Here is a 15,571-nt window from a genome sequence, read left to right as displayed (position 1 = left end):
ACCGTCCCGCTGCAGATCTTCGCCGCGGAACTCGCGGCAGCCAAGGGCTACGACGTGGACCAGCCCCGCAACCTCGCCAAGAGCGTCACCGTCGAGTAACAGCCAGCCAATGAACAGCTGAAAGCCCCGGGCCCACTGAACCAGTGGCCCGGGGTTTTCACCGTTAACCCTGCCGTGCCAAAACCAGGTGTTTGCGCTGATGGCGGACAACCGCAATTTCCGGGGTCAAACCGCACCCTGCACCCGCTTCCGGCCAGGCGCGCCCCCGTAGAATGAAGCGCATGATCGTTGGCATCGGGGTAGACGTAGTAGACATCGAGCGGTTCGGCCGCCAGCTGGAACGGACGCCGGGCCTGAGGGACCGGCTGTTCGTGCCGGCGGAACGGGAACTGAACACCCGCTCCCTGGCAGCCAGGTTCGCCGCGAAGGAAGCCGTGGCCAAGGTCCTCGGTGCGCCCGCCGGCATGAACTGGCAGGACTGCTGGATCGGCCTTGACCACAACGGACCCACCGTCCAGGTCAAGGGGACCGTCCTTGCGGTTGCCGAGGCCAAAGGCGTCAAGCGCTGGCACCTGTCCATCAGCCACGACGGCGGCATCGCCACCGCCACGGTCCTGGCCGAAGGCTGACCAGGCAGCCGCCGCATGATCAACGCCTACACCGGAACGCAGGTCCGGGCCGCCGAGCAACCCCTCCTGGCCACCGGCCTGGGGGACGTGCTCATGCAGCGCGCCGCACACGGCCTGGCCGGCGCCGTCGTCCAGGAACTCAAGTCCCGGGGCCGCCGCCTTAGCGGTGCCCGCGTGGTGGTGCTGGCCGGCAAGGGCAACAACGGTGGCGATGGCCTGTTCGCAGCCGCCTTCCTTGCCGCCCGCGGAATGCGCACGACGGCGGTACTCACCGGCGATTCCGCCCATCCGGCTGGCCTTGCGGCATTCGAGCGCGCCGGCGGCCGGGTGCACCGGCTCACTGAATCTGCAATCCCGGGACTGGCGGCGGAAGCTGCCGCGGCCGATGTCGTCATTGACGCCGTGCTGGGGACCGGAGCGAAAGGCGGGCTGCGGGGCAGCGCTGCAGACCTGGTCCAGGCTGTCAGTGACGGCATCAGGAGCGGTTTGGTGGTGGCCTGCGACCTCCCGAGCGGCGTGGACGCCGATACCGGCGAGGCAGCCGGGCCGGTCCTTTCCGCTGACCTGACCGTAACGTTCGGGGGAGCGAAGGCCGGCCTGCTGGCGGACCCGGGCGCGGACCATGCGGGACACGTCCTGGTGGTGCCGATCGGGATCGAGGAGCACCTGCCGCAGCCGCCCCTTCGCCGGCTGGAGGATGCCGAACTGGCCCACCTCCTGCCCCGTCCTGCACGGCGGGCCCAAAAGTACTCCCGCGGAGTGCTGGGAGTGGTGGCCGGATCCGAGGACTATCCCGGCGCCGCAGTCCTGGCGTGCCGGGGCGCCCTGGCCGCAGGAGTCGGCATGGTGCGGTACCTCGGTCCCCCGGCCGTGGCCGACCTCGTCCGGCAGTCCTGTCCTGAGGTGGTGTGCAGCACGGGGAGCGTGGCCGACAACCGGGTGCAGGCGTGGCTGGTGGGCTCGGGCATGGGCCCGCAGGACCACGACCAGTTGACGCGTGCCCGCGATGCCATCGCGTCCGGACTTCCCGTCGTTGCCGACGCCGGCGCGCTGCCCGCGTTGCCGGCCATGCTCGCCCCGCACATGGTGCTGACCCCGCACGCCGGCGAGCTGGCGTCGCTGTTCCAGCGCCTGGGCGGCGGGGAGGACCGGGAAGCCGTGGAAGCCGGAACCCTCGCCGCCGTACGCCAGGCCGCCAACCGTACGGGAGCCACCGTCCTGCTCAAAGGCGCCACCACACTCGTGGCGGCACCCTGGGGAGAGACCTTCAGCCAGGCGGACGGCACGCCCTGGCTCGCCACTGCAGGCAGTGGGGACGTCCTGGCCGGGGTCATTGGTGCGCTGCTCGCCCAGGCGGGGCCCGACGTCGGCCGCTTCAGTGAGGTGGGCATAGCGGCGGAGGGGCGGTGGGCCGCCATTGCCGCACTGGGCGCCGCGCTGCACGGGCGGGCAGGGCTGGCGGCGTCGGAGGCGGTGACAGGTGGTCCGATCACGGCCGGCGGCGTCGCGAATGCCATACCCGAAATTTGGGGTAAAGTCAGCATGCTTAGTAAATATGGAGCCTGGAAACGTAATAGTCACAGCCAACCACTACGGTAGGCATTAGTTCGCACCAGCAGCGGGGCGTTCCGATGCCCTCTGCTGCTGACCACAAGATGAGGAGCACGATGGAAGTCTGGCCTGGAACTGCCTATCCGCTGGGAGCGACCTTTGATGGCACCGGCACCAATTTCGCCCTGTTCAGCGAACGGGCCGAGCGGGTCGAACTCTGCCTCCTGGCTGATGACCTGACCGAAACGCGCATCGAACTGACCGAGGTGGACGGCTACGTGTGGCACTGCTACCTGCCGCACATCCAGCCCGGCCAGAAGTACGGCTACCGCGTGCACGGTCCCTACGACCCCGCCAGCGGCAACCGCTTCAACCCGAACAAGCTGCTGATGGATCCCTACGCCAAGGCCATCCAGGGCCAGATCGACTGGGACCCGGCCCTCTTCTCCTACGAATTCGGCGACCCCGACTCCCGCAACGACGCCGATTCCGCCCCGCACACCATGCACGGCGTGGTCATCAACCCCTTCTTCGAATGGGACGGCGACCGCCAGCTGCGGATCCCGTACCACGAGTCGGTGATCTACGAAGCCCACGTCAAGGGCCTCACCGAGCTCCACCCGGAAATCCCGGACGAACAGCGCGGCACCTACGCCGGTGTGGCCCACCCTGCGGTCATTGAGCACATGAAGAAGCTCGGGGTCACGGCCATCGAACTCATGCCCGTCCACCAGTTCGTCAACGACGGCACCCTGGTGGAAAAGGGGCTCAGCAACTACTGGGGCTACAACACCATCGGCTTCTTCGCCCCGCAGAACACCTACAGCGCCACCGGCGACGTGGGGCACCAGGTCCAGGAATTCAAGGCCATGGTCCGCGACCTGCACCGCGCCGGCATCGAAGTGATCCTCGACGTCGTTTACAACCACACTGCCGAAGGCAACCACCTGGGCCCCACGCTGTCCTTCAAGGGCATCGACAACCAGGCCTACTACCGCCTGGTGGACAACGACCTCAAGCACTACATGGACTACACCGGCACCGGCAACTCCCTGAACGTCCGACACCCGCACTCGCTGCAGCTGCTCATGGACTCCCTGCGCTACTGGGTCACGGAGATGCACGTGGACGGCTTCCGCTTCGACCTTGCCTCCACCCTGGCCCGTGAGTTCTACGACGTGGACAAGCTCTCCACCTTCTTCGAACTCATCCAGCAGGACCCGGTAGTTTCCCAGGTGAAGCTGATCGCCGAGCCGTGGGACGTGGGCCCGGGCGGCTACCAGGTGGGCAACTTCCCGCCGCAGTGGACCGAATGGAACGGCAAGTACCGCGACACCGTCCGCGACTTCTGGCGCGGCGAGCCCTCCACGCTTGGCGAGTTCGCCTCCCGGCTAACCGGCTCCGCCGACCTCTATGAAAGCTCCGCCCGCCGTCCGGTGGCCTCAATCAACTTCGTCACCGCCCACGACGGTTTCACCATGCGGGACCTGGTCTCCTACAACGAGAAGCACAACGAGGCCAACGGCGAGGGCAACAACGACGGCGAATCGCACAACCGCTCCTGGAACTGCGGCGTTGAAGGCGACACCGACGACGACAAGGTCCTTACCCTGCGCGCCCGCCAGCAGCGGAACTTCATCGCCACGCTGCTGCTCTCCCAGGGTGTGCCCATGCTGCTGCACGGCGACGAGCTGGGCCGCACCCAGCAGGGAAACAACAACACCTACTGCCAGGACTCCGAGCTCAGCTGGATCCACTGGGAAGCCATGGACCAGCCGCTGGTGGAGTTCACCGCCTTCGTGAACAAGCTCCGCCACGACCACCCGACGTTCCGCCGCAGCCGCTTCTTCGACGGCCGGCCGGTGCGCCGCGGCGAAGGCGAAAAGCTGCCGGACATCGTCTGGCTCAAGACGGACGGCACCGAAATGCTGCCGGAGGACTGGGGGAGCGGCTTCGGCCGCACCATCGGCGTGTTCTACAACGGCGACGGCATCCAGGAACAGGATTCACGCGGCCGGCGCATCACGGACGACAGCTTCATCATGGCCTTCAACGCCCACGACGATGCCGTGGACTTCTGCCTTCCCAACGAGGAGTACTCACAGTACTGGGAGGTCCTGATTGACACCGCGGCCCAGGCTGACGCGTATGAACCGCTCAAGGCGAAGGCAACGCTGACCCTGGACGCGAAGTCCATGGTGGTGCTGCGCGCCTACTCCGGCCCGGAAGCTGAAGTGGACACGTCCGCTGCCGCTTCACTGGCGTCCAGGGTAGAGCACGAGGAAGCCCAGGAGGAGATGGTGGAGGCCCAGACCAAGGCCGCGGAAGCGAGCGAGGCAAAGGCCGAGGAAACCAAGGCAGCCAAAGCCGAGGACGCCAAGGCTGCGAAGGCGGAGGAGACCAAGGCTGCGAAGGCAACCGAGGCATGAGGACACCCGTCTCCACCTACCGTTTGCAGATCCGCAGCAGCTTCACCCTGTTCGACGCCGCCAACCAGGTCCCGTACCTGAAGGACCTCGGCGTGGACTGGGTGTACCTGTCGCCCATCCTCACTGCGGAAAAAGGTTCGGACCACGGCTATGACGTGACCGACCCCTCCGCCGTGGACCCGGACCGCGGCGGCCCTGAAGGGCTGCTGGCCCTGTCCAGGGCAGCGCGCGAGCACGGCATGGGCGTCCTGGTGGACATCGTGCCCAACCACGTGGGCGTGGCATCCCCTCCGCAGAACCCGTGGTGGTGGTCCCTGCTCAAGGAGGGCCGCGAATCACCCTACGCGGAAGCTTTCGACGTCGACTGGGACCTGGGCGGCGGAAAGGTCCGGCTCCCCATGCTGGGCTCCGACGCCGACCTGGACAAGCTGGAGGTCAAGGACGGCGAACTCCGCTACTACGATCACCGGTTCCCCCTGGCCGAAGGCACATACAGCGACGGTGATTCCCCGCAGGACGTGCACAGCCGCCAGCACTACCAGCTGATGGACTGGCGCCGCGCCGACGCCGAGCTGAACTACCGGCGCTTCTTCGCGGTCACCACGCTCGCCGGAATCCGCGTCGAAGAACCCTCGGTCTTCCAGGAAGCGCATGCCGAGGTGGGGCGCTGGTTCACCGAGGGCCTGGTGGACGGGCTCCGCGTGGACCACCCGGACGGCCTCGCCGATCCCACCGGCTATCTCCGCTGGCTGAAGGACCTCAGCGGCGGCGCCTACGTCCTGGTGGAGAAGATCCTGGAACCGGGCGAGGTGCTGCCGCAGGAGTTCGCGTGCGAAGGCACCACCGGATACGACGCGCTGGCGGACGTGGACCGGGTCTTTGTGGACCCCGCGGGGCAGCAGGCACTGGACGCACTGGACGCCAGGCTGCGGGGCTCCTCAGAGCCCGCGGACTATGCCGCAATGATCCGCGGCACCAAGCGCATGATTGCCGACGGCATCCTGCGCTCGGAAGTGCTGCGGCTGGCCCGGCTGGTCCCGGAGTCCTACGGCCTCGCCCTGGACCAGGCAGCCGACGCCATCGCGGAGATTATCGCCTCCTTCCCGGTGTACCGTTCGTACCTGCCCGTGGGCTCCGATGCCCTCAAGGAAGCATGCGAATCCGCGGCAGTCCACCGGCCGGACCTGGAAGTGGCGGTGGGAACCCTCCTTCCAATGCTGCTGGATCCTGCCAACGCCATCGCCATCCGGTTCCAGCAGACCTCCGGCATGGTCATGGCCAAGGGCGTGGAGGATACGGCGTTCTACCGCTACACCCGCCTTGGAACCCTGACCGAGGTGGGCGCTGAACCCACCGAGTTCGCCGTGGACCCGGAGGAATTCCACCAGCGGATGCAGCGGCGCCAGCAGGACCTCCCGCTGTCCATGACCACCCTGTCCACGCACGACACCAAACGCAGCGAGGATGCCCGGGCACGGATCTCGGTCATCGCCGAGCTGCCGCAGGAGTGGGCGGAAACGCTGGAGAGCCTTCGCGGCCTGGCGCCGATCCCGGACGGCCCGTACGAAAACCTGCTGTGGCAGGCAATCATCGGTGCCTGGCCGGCAAGCCGGGAACGGCTTCAGGGATACGCCGAGAAGGCGGCCCGGGAGGCCGGGAACTCCACCACCTGGACCAATCCCAATGGGGACTTCGAGGCCGCGGTGAAGGCCGCCGTGGACGCAGTCTTCGACGACGCCAAGGTCGCCAACGTGGTGACGGACTTCGTGGCCCGCATCGACTCCTTCTCCGCCGCCAACTCGGTTTCCGCCAAGCTGGTCCAGCTGACCATGCCCGGCGTGCCGGACGTGTACCAGGGCAGCGAGTTCTGGGAACGTTCGTTGACGGACCCGGACAACCGCCGGCCGGTGGACTTTGGTGCCCGGCAGGCTGAGTTGGCAAAGCTCGACGCCGGCACCTTGCCGGACGAGGGCACAGAGGCCAGCAAGCTCCTGGTCACCTCACGGGCACTCCGCCTGCGCCGGGACCGGCCGGAGCTGTTCCAGGGCTACACGCCAGTCCCAGCCACCGGCGCGGCTGCCGGGCACCTGCTCGCATTCAACCGCGGAACCGATGCCTCCTCCGGCGCCCTCACGCTTGCCACCCGGCTCCCCGCCGGACTGGAAGCCGGCGGCGGGTGGCGGGACACCGCCGTCGACCTTTCCACTGCCATGCGCGACGAACTTACGGGAGCCAGCTACGGGCCGGGCCCGGTTTTGGTGGCAGATGTGCTGGGTACCTACCCGGTGGCCCTGCTGGTACCCGAAGATGGAGAGAAGGCATGACCCTGGTCAACGTTGGACCTGAGCGCTTCGATGTCTGGGCGCCGGACGTTTCATCGGTGGTTTTGTTGGCCGATGGCCGGCAATATCCCATGCAGAAGAAGGACACGGCGCCGGGATCGGAAGGGTGGTGGACGGCCCCCGACGCGCCCGCGGACGGCGACGTGGACTACGGCTACCTGCTGGACGGGGACACCACCCCCGTCCCGGATCCCAGGTCCCGCCGGCTTCCCGCCGGCGTGCACGAGCAATCCCGGACCTACGATCCCGCCGCCTATGCATGGCAGGATTCCGGCTGGCGCGGCAAGGACCTGCAGGGTTCCGTCATCTACGAACTCCATGTGGGCACCTTCACCCCCGAAGGAACCCTGGACGCCGCCGCGGAGAAGCTGGGCTACCTGGTGGACCTGGGCATCGACTTCGTGGAGCTGCTGCCGGTCAACGGATTCAACGGCACGCATAACTGGGGCTACGACGGCGTCCAGTGGTACACCGTGCACGAAGGCTACGGCGGGCCGGCTGCGTACCAGCGATTCGTTGACGCCGCCCATGCCGCCGGACTGGGCGTCATCCAGGACGTGGTCTACAACCACCTTGGCCCCAGCGGAAACTATCTGCCCAGGTTTGGCCCCTATCTGAAGCAGGGGGACGCCAACACCTGGGGCGACTCGGTGAACCTGGACGGGCCGGGCTCGGACGTGGTCCGCGAGTACATCCTGGACAACGCCGCTCTCTGGCTGCGCGACTACCACGTGGACGGGCTCCGCCTCGATGCCGTGCACGCGCTGCGGGACGAGCGCGCGGTGCACATCCTGGAGGACCTGGGGGCTTTGGGCGACGCGATTTCAGCCGGGACCGGGCTGCCCAAGACGCTCATCGCAGAATCGGACCTCAACAATCCGCGCCTGCTCTACCCCCGTGACGTCAACGGGTACGGACTGGCCGGGCAGTGGAGCGACGACTTCCACCATGCCGTGCATGTCAGCGTCAGCGGCGAGACCACCGGCTACTACTCCGACTTCAAATCCCTGGCCGTGCTGGCCAAGGTGCTGAAGGACGGGTTCCTGCACGACGGCAGCTATTCCAGCTTCCGCGGACGCCACCACGGCCGGCCCATCAACGCCGCCCTGGTGGACCCCGCGGCACTGGTGGTCTGCAACCAGAACCACGACCAGATCGGCAACCGTGCCACGGGGGACAGGCTCTCGCAGTCCCTGTCCTACGGGCAGCTCGCCGTGGCCGCGGTCCTCACGCTGACCTCCCCGTTCACCCCCATGCTGTTCATGGGCGAGGAATACGGCGCCACCACACCATGGCAGTTCTTCACCTCCCATCCCGAACCGGAGCTCGGGAAGGCCACCGCGGAAGGGCGCATCAAGGAATTCGAGCGCATGGGGTGGGATCCCGCCGTCGTGCCTGACCCGCAGGACCCGGAAACCTTCCGCCGGTCCAAGCTGGACTGGGCCGAGGCCACCTCTGGCGACCACGCGCGGCTCCTGGAGCTGTACCGGGCGCTGACGGCGCTGCGCCGCGGGCATCCGGAACTGGCGGGGCTTGGCTTCGGCGGGACGGAAGTTAAGTTCGACGACGACGCGGGCTGGCTGCGGTTCCGGCGCGGATCCGTCGAGGTCCTGGTGAACTTCGGGGACTCGAAGGTCCGGCTGGACGAGGCCGCCGGCAGCGTGCTGCTGGCCACGGACAACGGAACCACACTGGACGGCGGGTCCCTGGAACTGGCGCCCTGGAGCGCTGCGATCCTCAAAGCCTGAACCGACGGAAGAGAGAAACTGATGACCTACATTGCAGCAGGCGACCGCTACGAATCCATGCCCTACCGCCGGGTGGGCCGCAGCGGCCTGAAGCTCCCGGCCATCTCGCTGGGACTGTGGCACAACTTCGGCGACGACAAGCGCTTCGAGGAACAGCGGGACATCCTCCGCCGCGCCTTCGACCTGGGCGTCAACCACTTCGACCTCGCCAACAACTACGGGCCGCCGGACGGGTCCGCCGAGACCAACTTTGGCCGGCACCTGCGGGACGACTTCAAGCCCTACCGCGACGAACTGGTCATCTCCACCAAGGCCGGCTACTACATGTGGCCCGGTCCCTACGGCGAATGGGGCTCGCGCAAGTACCTGATCTCCAGCCTGGACCAGTCGCTGCAGCGCATGGGACTGGACTACGTGGACATCTTCTACAGCCACCGGCCCGACCCGGAAACACCGATGGAGGAGACCATGGGTGCCCTGGACTACGCCGTCCGTTCCGGCAAGGCACTGTACGCGGGCATTTCCTCCTATACGCCGGAGCAGACCCTCGAGGCCGCCCGTATCCTCAAGGAACTGGGCACGCCGCTGCTGATCCACCAGCCCAGCTACTCCATGCTGAACCGCTGGACCGAGGACGGTTCACCCAACCTGTACGAGGTCCTGGACCAGGTGGGCGCCGGATCCATCGCCTTCTCGCCGCTGGCGCAGGGCATGCTCACCGACCGATACCTCCACGGCATTCCTGACGACTCGCGGGCAGCCAAGGCGCGCTTCCTCTCGGAGGACTCCATCACCGAGGAAAAACTGGACCGGGTCCGCGGACTGCGGAAGATCGCCCAAGGCCGGGGGCAGACCCTGGCCCAGATGGCCATCGCCTGGATTCTGCGCGACCAGCCCAAGGGCTCGCCCGTCACCTCGGCACTGGTTGGCGCCTCCAGCGTCCAGCAGTTGGAGGACACACTGTCCTCCATCAACAACCTCGGCTTCTCGGATGAAGAGCTGACCGCGATTGACGAGTTTGCGGTTGAGTCGGACATCAACCTCTGGAAGCAAAACGCCTGACGGTGATTCTCTTTACGCAGCGGGACCGGGTGCACTGCGCCCGGTCCCGCTGCGTTGGGTAGTATGAAAAGGCGCCGCGCGGCGCCGAGCCAGCCGGCCGCCGTCGTACTGTCTGCGAAGCAAACCCGGCCGGCTGACGTTTGTCCCCAAAGGAGTTCTGTGTCTTCACATCCCATCCGTGTTGCAATCGTTGGCGTGGGCAACTGCGCCGCCTCGCTGGTGCAGGGCGTCCAGTACTACAAGGATGCCGATCCCGCAGAGACTGTTCCGGGCTTGATGCATGTTGAGTTCGGCCAGTACCACGTGGGTGACGTTCAGTTCGTCGCCGCGTTTGATGTTGACGGCAAGAAGGTCGGCGTTGACCTTGCCGACGCCATCACGGCCAGCGAAAACAACACCATCAAGATCGCCGACGTCCCGCCCACCGGTGTCACCGTCCAGCGCGGCCACACCCTGGACGGGCTGGGCAAGTACTACCTCGAGACCATCGAGGAATCCACTGAAGAGCCCGTGGACGTGGTCCAGGCCCTCAAGGACGCTGCCGTTGACGTTATGGTCTGCTACCTGCCCGTCGGCTCCCAGGAAGCGGCCGAGTTCTACGCGCAGGCCGCGATCGACGCCGGCGTGGCGTTCGTGAACGCGCTGCCGGTCTTCATTGCCGGGACCAAGGAGTGGGCGGACAAGTTCACTGCCGCGGGTGTTCCGATCGTGGGCGATGACATCAAGAGCCAGATCGGCGCCACCATCACCCACCGGGTCATGGCGAAGCTGTTCGAGGACCGGGGCGTGACCCTGGACCGGACGTACCAGCTGAACGTTGGCGGCAACATGGACTTCAAGAACATGCTGGAGCGTGACCGGCTGGAGTCCAAGAAGATCTCCAAGACCCAGGCCGTGACCTCCAACGTTGAGGCCGAGCTGGCGGCCAAGGACGTGCACATCGGTCCGTCCGACTACGTGCAGTGGCTCGATGACCGCAAGTGGGCGTTCGTCCGCCTGGAGGGCCGCAACTTTGGCGACGCCCCCGTGTCGCTGGAGTACAAGCTGGAGGTCTGGGATTCCCCGAACTCCGCAGGTGTGATCATCGACGCGATCCGCGCCGCGAAGATCGGCCTGGACCGTGGCATCGGCGGCCCGCTGCTGTCCGCGTCGAGCTACTTCATGAAGTCCCCCCCGGAGCAGTTCAACGACGACCTCGCCCGCGAAAAGGTGGAAGCCTTCATCCGCGGCGACGTGGAGCGCTAGAACTCCACACCTCGTTGCCGACGCTCCCTCACCCTCCGGGGTGGGGGAGCGCCGCCATTTAAAACGCCCCATCACTTCCTGCAGTTTTTCTGGCGACGCCCGCTCACTTTTGGCGGATTTTTCTATGACGCCCGCTCACTTTTGACGACTATTCTGGGGACGCCCGCTCGCATCTCACCGGCGAACGTTCAGTCGATCCCAGCTGAAAGTGAGCCCCGTTCAACTAGTCCCCGTTTGCGAACCCCGACGCCACCGTCGCATCCGCCACAGAGTTCTTCACGGCTCGCCTGATCTTTCTGATAGCGGCAGCGAAGCTGTCCTTCTGATCGGCCTTGTCGACGATGATGACAGTCCACCCGGCCGCTTCGAAGGCCTTGTCCCTGCGCCGATCGCTTAGTCGCTGGGCTTCCATAAGGTGATGGCCGCCGTCGTACTGGATAGCAATTCTTCGCTGCCGAAATCCGAGGTCGGCAGACGGCGATCGAGGGTCTCCAGGATAAAGTGCCAGCTGCAGCTCTGGCTCCGGGAGACCAGCGTCAAACATGGCCAACCGGAGGAAGGTCTCGGGCGCGGAGTCCGATCCAACCCGCGCCAAGTCCAGTGCCTGCCGGGCACGCACAACCCCTTGAAGGTTTGGATGACGGGCAACCATGTCCCGTAGTTCCTCAATTGTTGAGTAGGCGCCCTCCCTGCCCTCCAGTTCAGGCCGGGGCAGCCGTACCAGTTGGTCCGCCATAGCCACCAAGTCTGCCAACGGCAGTAGCCGTGACATGTCCAGCCATGTCCGTGCCCGTGTGCTGATCCATATCCCCTCGACGAACTCCACCTCGCCAGGCTTCACAATGAGCCGGTGGCCGTGAATTCCTTTCCTGCGGGCTCCCGGAAGCAGCGTGGGCTTGCTTAGGTGAAGTTCACTGGAGTCGGACAACCAAGCGGGCAGGAGCGAACTCTGGAGGCGCGCCGCTGTCACATGGGAAATCCATGCGCCGGGCGTCGCCTCCGACAATGCGCGGGCAGCATGCTCGAGGCAGAAGTCCCATGCAGCAGGGCGGTAGAGGCCCCGGCTGATGTGTTCGACGTCGTTGTGACGCAGGCGGTTGTGGTCCAGTCCGGCGCTTCTTGAGCTTTCAAGCGTGAAGGGTCTGCCAGCCAGATGCACAGGCAAGGGAAGGCGGGATCGCATACTGCATTGTCATGCATATGGCGGATACCCGTGTTGAGTTATCCACAGGCCGTGCCGGTTCGCCGTTTTGCCCGACGCTCGCCGCGGAAGGGGGTGAGCGGGGGTTTGATGTTGTGCTGCCAGAGGTGAGCGGGGGTTTGGGGATGTGTTGTCAGAGGTGAGCGGGGGTTTGGGGATGTGTTGCCAAAGGTGAGCGGGGGTTTGGTGTTGTGCTGCCAAAGGTGAGCGGGCGTGTCAGGTGAGGCCTACCGGGTTGCCGTCCGCGTCCACGTCCATGCGCAGGGCTGCCGGGACGGCGGGGAGGCCGGGCATGGTCATCACCGCGCCGGTCAACGCCACGATGAAGCCCGCACCTGTCTTGGGCAGGAGGTCCCGGACATGGATGGTGAAGCCCTTCGGGGCACCGAGCCGGGAGGCATCGTCCGTGAACGAGTACTGTGTCTTGGCCATGCAGACCGGCAGCCCGCTCCAGCCGTTCCGCTCGATATCGGCCAGCCGCTTCAACGCCGGAACCGAGAAATCCACGCCGTCGGCGCCGTAGATCTCCTGGGCAATGGTCCGGATCTTGTCCTCCACCGGCAGCCCCAGGGCGTAGAGGTGCCGGAAGCTGTTGGGCCCCTCCGCAGCCTGGAGGACCAACGCTGCCAGTTCGTCGCCGCCGTCACCGCCGCCGCCGCGACCCCACACGTCCGCCACGGCCGCCGCCACGCCTTCGGCAGCACACCAGGCCAGCAGCCAGTCCAGCTCCTCCTGGGAATCGGAGGAGAACCTGTTGATCGCCACCACAGGGGTGACCCCGAACTTCTCCACGTTGCGCACGTGCCGGCGCAGGTTAGCCACCCCTGTTTCGAGGGCAGCCAGGTTCGGCTGGGCCAGCCGGTCCTTGGCCACCCCGCCCTGCATCTTCAGCGCCCGCACCGTGGCCACCACCACCACTGCCGACGGCGCCAGGCCCCCGTACCGGGCCTTGATGTCCATGAACTTCTCGGCCCCCAAATCCGCGCCGAAACCGGCCTCCGTGACCACGATGTCCGCCAGCCGCCGGGCGGTCTGGGTGGCAATCAACGAATTACAGCCGTGCGCGATGTTGGCGAACGGGCCGCCATGGACCAGGGCCGGGGTGCCGGCGATGGTCTGGACCAGGTTGGGTTTGACCGCCTCCTTCAGGAGCAGCGTCAAGGCGCCCTGCACCCCCAGGTCCGCCACCGTTACGGGTACCCGGTCGTAGGTGTAGCCGAAGGTGATCCGGCCCAGCCGGGAGCGCAGGTCCGCCAGATCCTTGGCCAGGCAGAAGACGGCCATGACCTCGGAGGCCACGGTGATGTCGAACCCGTCCTGCCGCGGCACCCCCTGGGTAGGCCCGCCCAGGCCAATGACCACTTCACGCAAGGCGCGGTCGTTCATGTCCAGCACCCGCTTGAACGTCATGCGGCGGGGATCGATACTGAGCGCGTTGCCCTGGTAGATGTGGTTGTCCACCAGCGCCATCAGGGCGTTGTTGGCCGAGGTGATCGCATGGAAGTCGCCGGTGAAGTGCAGGTTGATCTCATCCATGGGCAGCACCTGCGAATAGCCGCCGCCGGTGGCGCCGCCCTTCATCCCCAGGACCGGACCCAGCGAGGGCTCCCGCAGCGCGATCATCACCTTCCGGCCGGCCCTGGCCAGGGAATCCGCCAATCCCACGGTGGTGGTGGATTTGCCCTCGCCGGCGGGCGTGGGGGACATGGCCGAGACCAGCACCACCTTGCCGTAGGGAGCCGGCGCATCGAGCTTGGCCGGATCGATCTTGGCCTTGAACCGCCCGTACTGTTCCAGGGCTTCCGGATTAACCCCCGCGGCAGCCGCGATGTCCGCAATGGGACGGATCCGGGCAGCCCGGGCTATCTCGAGATCAGAAGGGAGAGCAGACATCGTTGTCCTTTCCTGCGCAGCTTCATCCTGCCCAGTCCATTCCGGCGCCGGCAGGCGCCGGAGGCCTGCCCCTAAGCTAACAGCACCCGGGGCGCCCGCGAAGGAAAAGGAAAAGCCCATGACGGAAAAGCCGGGCAGGAAACCAGGACAGGAACGTCAGGAAGCGGGAACCACCGGGGCCAGGCGCCGGCCCACAAAATTCTCGACGGCGGCATGGTAGCTTTCCAGCGTGATGGCGGCTGTGCGCTGCCAGCCGGAGTTCTGGGCGCGGATGGCGGCGGCGCGGCCCAGGTCTTCGCGGGTGGCGGGGTCGTCGTACAGGGCTTCGAGGGCATCGGCCCAGTCGGCGGCATGGTGGCCATCCACCAGGAGCCCCGTCCGGCCGTGGAAGATGGCGCGGGACAGCCCGCCGACGCGGGTGGCCACGACGGGCGTACCGCAGGCCTGGGCCTCGAGTGCCACCAGCCCGAAGGATTCGCTGAAGGAAGGCATCACCACCACGTCCGCCGCACGGAACCAGGACGCCAGCTCAGGTGCCTTAACCGGCGGAAGCTGCGTGACGACGTCGTCCATTCCTGCCTCCGCAACCAGGCAGCGCAGGTTGAATTCCTTGTTGCCGCTCAGGGCGCCCAGGATGGTGACGCGCAGGTCGATGTCCGGCCGGCGTTTGCGCAGCAGCGCCGCCGCCTTGACCAGGACCTGCGGGCCCTTCAGCCGTTGGATGCGGCCGGCGAACACCAGATGGAAGGTGTCCGGGCTGATGCCGTGCCGGGCCCGGGACCGCGCCCGGAATGCCGGCGTGAAGGTGGCCAGGTCCACTCCGGGCGGGGCGATGTCGATGCGGTCGTAGGTGGCGCCGTAGTGGGAAACGAGCTCGGCTGCCTCGGAGCTGGTGTTGGCGATCAGCCGTGCCGCGCCGTCCACGATGCGGTGCTCGCCCACCTCGCGCCGGCGCGGCTCCGGCTGTTCGCCGGATTCAAGGAGCAGGTTCTTGACCTTGGCCATGGTGTGCATGGTGTGCACCAGCGGCACGCCCCACAGTTCGGACAGTTCCAGCCCGGCGATCCCGGACACCCAGTAATGCGAATGGATGACGTCATAGCGGCCGTGGGGCTGCCGGCGGCGGATCTGTTCGATCTCGGCCACCATGGCGTGCAGCAACCCCGGCAGCTCCTCTTTGGGGATCTTCTTCGGCGGCCCGGCCAGGACATTGTGCACGCAGACGCCGGGATCGGGATGTTCGACGGCGGGCTGGTCGGCTGAGGTGGCGCGTGTGAAGATCTCCACTTCCACGCCCGCCTCGGCCAGGGCGGAGGCCAGCTCGCGGATATAGACGTTCATTCCGCCGGCGTCACCGGAGCCCGGCTGTTCCATGGGGGAGGTGTGGAGGGAGAGCAGCGCGACCCTGCGGATCAGTGCCACGGGACCTCCTTCCGGCCGCCGGCGGGTATCAGGGGAGCCGGCTCAGTGC

At 66.7% G+C, this 15,571-nt stretch carries 10 protein-coding genes; 7 read left to right on the top strand and 3 right to left on the bottom strand.

Going from position 1 to position 15,571, the window contains the following annotated elements:
- The first annotated feature begins 281 nt into the window (after nt 1-281).
- The 7 genes from FB478_RS07125 (at nt 282) to FB478_RS07095 (ending at nt 11,006) form a co-directional block, all read left to right on the top strand.
- The gene (locus tag FB478_RS07125) at nt 282-629 is read left to right on the top strand and encodes a holo-ACP synthase (protein WP_013601780.1); all 348 of its coding nucleotides are present in this window, start codon (nt 282-284) and stop codon (nt 627-629) included.
- A gap of 15 nt (nt 630-644) precedes the next feature.
- Nucleotides 645-2,228, top strand: coding sequence for an NAD(P)H-hydrate epimerase (locus FB478_RS07120; RefSeq protein ID WP_144600013.1), 1,584 nt, complete (start codon nt 645-647; stop codon nt 2,226-2,228).
- 68 nt (nt 2,229-2,296) lie between these two features.
- Nucleotides 2,297-4,609, top strand: a complete 2,313-nt coding sequence (gene glgX / locus FB478_RS07115; RefSeq protein WP_018769184.1) for a glycogen debranching protein GlgX — start codon at nt 2,297-2,299, stop codon at nt 4,607-4,609.
- Entirely contained in the window at nt 4,606-6,933 is a 2,328-nt protein-coding gene (gene treY / locus FB478_RS07110) for a malto-oligosyltrehalose synthase (RefSeq protein WP_144600012.1), read from the top strand. Before glgX ends, treY begins: the two co-directional genes overlap by 4 nt.
- On the top strand, nt 6,930-8,699 hold the full coding sequence (gene treZ / locus FB478_RS07105; RefSeq protein WP_144600011.1) for a malto-oligosyltrehalose trehalohydrolase: 1,770 nt from the start codon (nt 6,930-6,932) through the stop codon (nt 8,697-8,699). The genes treY and treZ overlap by 4 nt, the downstream gene beginning before the upstream one ends.
- 21 nt (nt 8,700-8,720) lie before the next feature.
- A complete protein-coding gene (mgrA, locus tag FB478_RS07100) occupies nt 8,721-9,761 on the top strand; it encodes an L-glyceraldehyde 3-phosphate reductase (protein ID WP_018769187.1) in 1,041 nt (346 codons plus the stop codon).
- Nucleotides 9,762-9,920: 159 nt separating this feature from the next.
- Nucleotides 9,921-11,006: an inositol-3-phosphate synthase gene (locus tag FB478_RS07095; RefSeq protein WP_018769188.1), complete on the top strand. Its 1,086-nt coding sequence runs from the start codon at nt 9,921-9,923 to the stop codon at nt 11,004-11,006.
- A 223-nt stretch (nt 11,007-11,229) separates the two neighbouring features.
- On the opposite strand, the gene FB478_RS21325 is transcribed toward FB478_RS07095, so the two are convergent.
- The 3 genes from FB478_RS21325 to mshA form a co-directional block, all read right to left on the bottom strand.
- A complete protein-coding gene (locus tag FB478_RS21325) occupies nt 11,230-11,832 on the bottom strand; it encodes an endonuclease domain-containing protein (protein ID WP_261377352.1) in 603 nt (200 codons plus the stop codon).
- A 591-nt stretch (nt 11,833-12,423) separates the two neighbouring features.
- Entirely contained in the window at nt 12,424-14,100 is a 1,677-nt protein-coding gene (locus tag FB478_RS07085; protein WP_144600009.1) for a formate--tetrahydrofolate ligase, read from the bottom strand.
- Between the two features lie 156 nt (nt 14,101-14,256).
- Nucleotides 14,257-15,522 carry a D-inositol-3-phosphate glycosyltransferase gene (gene mshA, locus FB478_RS07080; RefSeq protein WP_018769191.1) on the bottom strand — a complete coding sequence of 422 codons (1,266 nt, stop codon included), beginning with the start codon at nt 15,520-15,522 and terminating at the stop codon, nt 14,257-14,259.
- Nucleotides 15,523-15,571 lie beyond the last annotated feature (49 nt).

The organism is Arthrobacter sp. AG367 (assembly GCF_007828995.1).
In the GTDB taxonomy this organism is placed as follows: Bacteria; Actinomycetota; Actinomycetes; order Actinomycetales; family Micrococcaceae; genus Arthrobacter.
Note: the sequence above shows the minus strand (reverse complement) of the source record. Positions and strands in the feature narration are given on the sequence as shown.

What these genes read in the sequence shown, in the direction of transcription:
- FB478_RS07125 (WP_013601780.1), top strand. Translation starts at nt 282, where the DNA reads ATGATCGTTGGCATCGGGGTAGACGTAGTAGACATCGAGCGGTTCGGC.
- FB478_RS07120 (WP_144600013.1), top strand. Translation starts at nt 645, where the DNA reads ATGATCAACGCCTACACCGGAACGCAGGTCCGGGCCGCCGAGCAACCC.
- glgX (WP_018769184.1), top strand. Translation starts at nt 2,297, where the DNA reads ATGGAAGTCTGGCCTGGAACTGCCTATCCGCTGGGAGCGACCTTTGAT.
- treY (WP_144600012.1), top strand. Translation starts at nt 4,606, where the DNA reads ATGAGGACACCCGTCTCCACCTACCGTTTGCAGATCCGCAGCAGCTTC.
- treZ (WP_144600011.1), top strand. Translation starts at nt 6,930, where the DNA reads ATGACCCTGGTCAACGTTGGACCTGAGCGCTTCGATGTCTGGGCGCCG.
- mgrA (WP_018769187.1), top strand. Translation starts at nt 8,721, where the DNA reads ATGACCTACATTGCAGCAGGCGACCGCTACGAATCCATGCCCTACCGC.
- FB478_RS07085 (WP_144600009.1), bottom strand. Translation starts at nt 14,100, where the DNA reads ATGTCTGCTCTCCCTTCTGATCTCGAGATAGCCCGGGCTGCCCGGATC.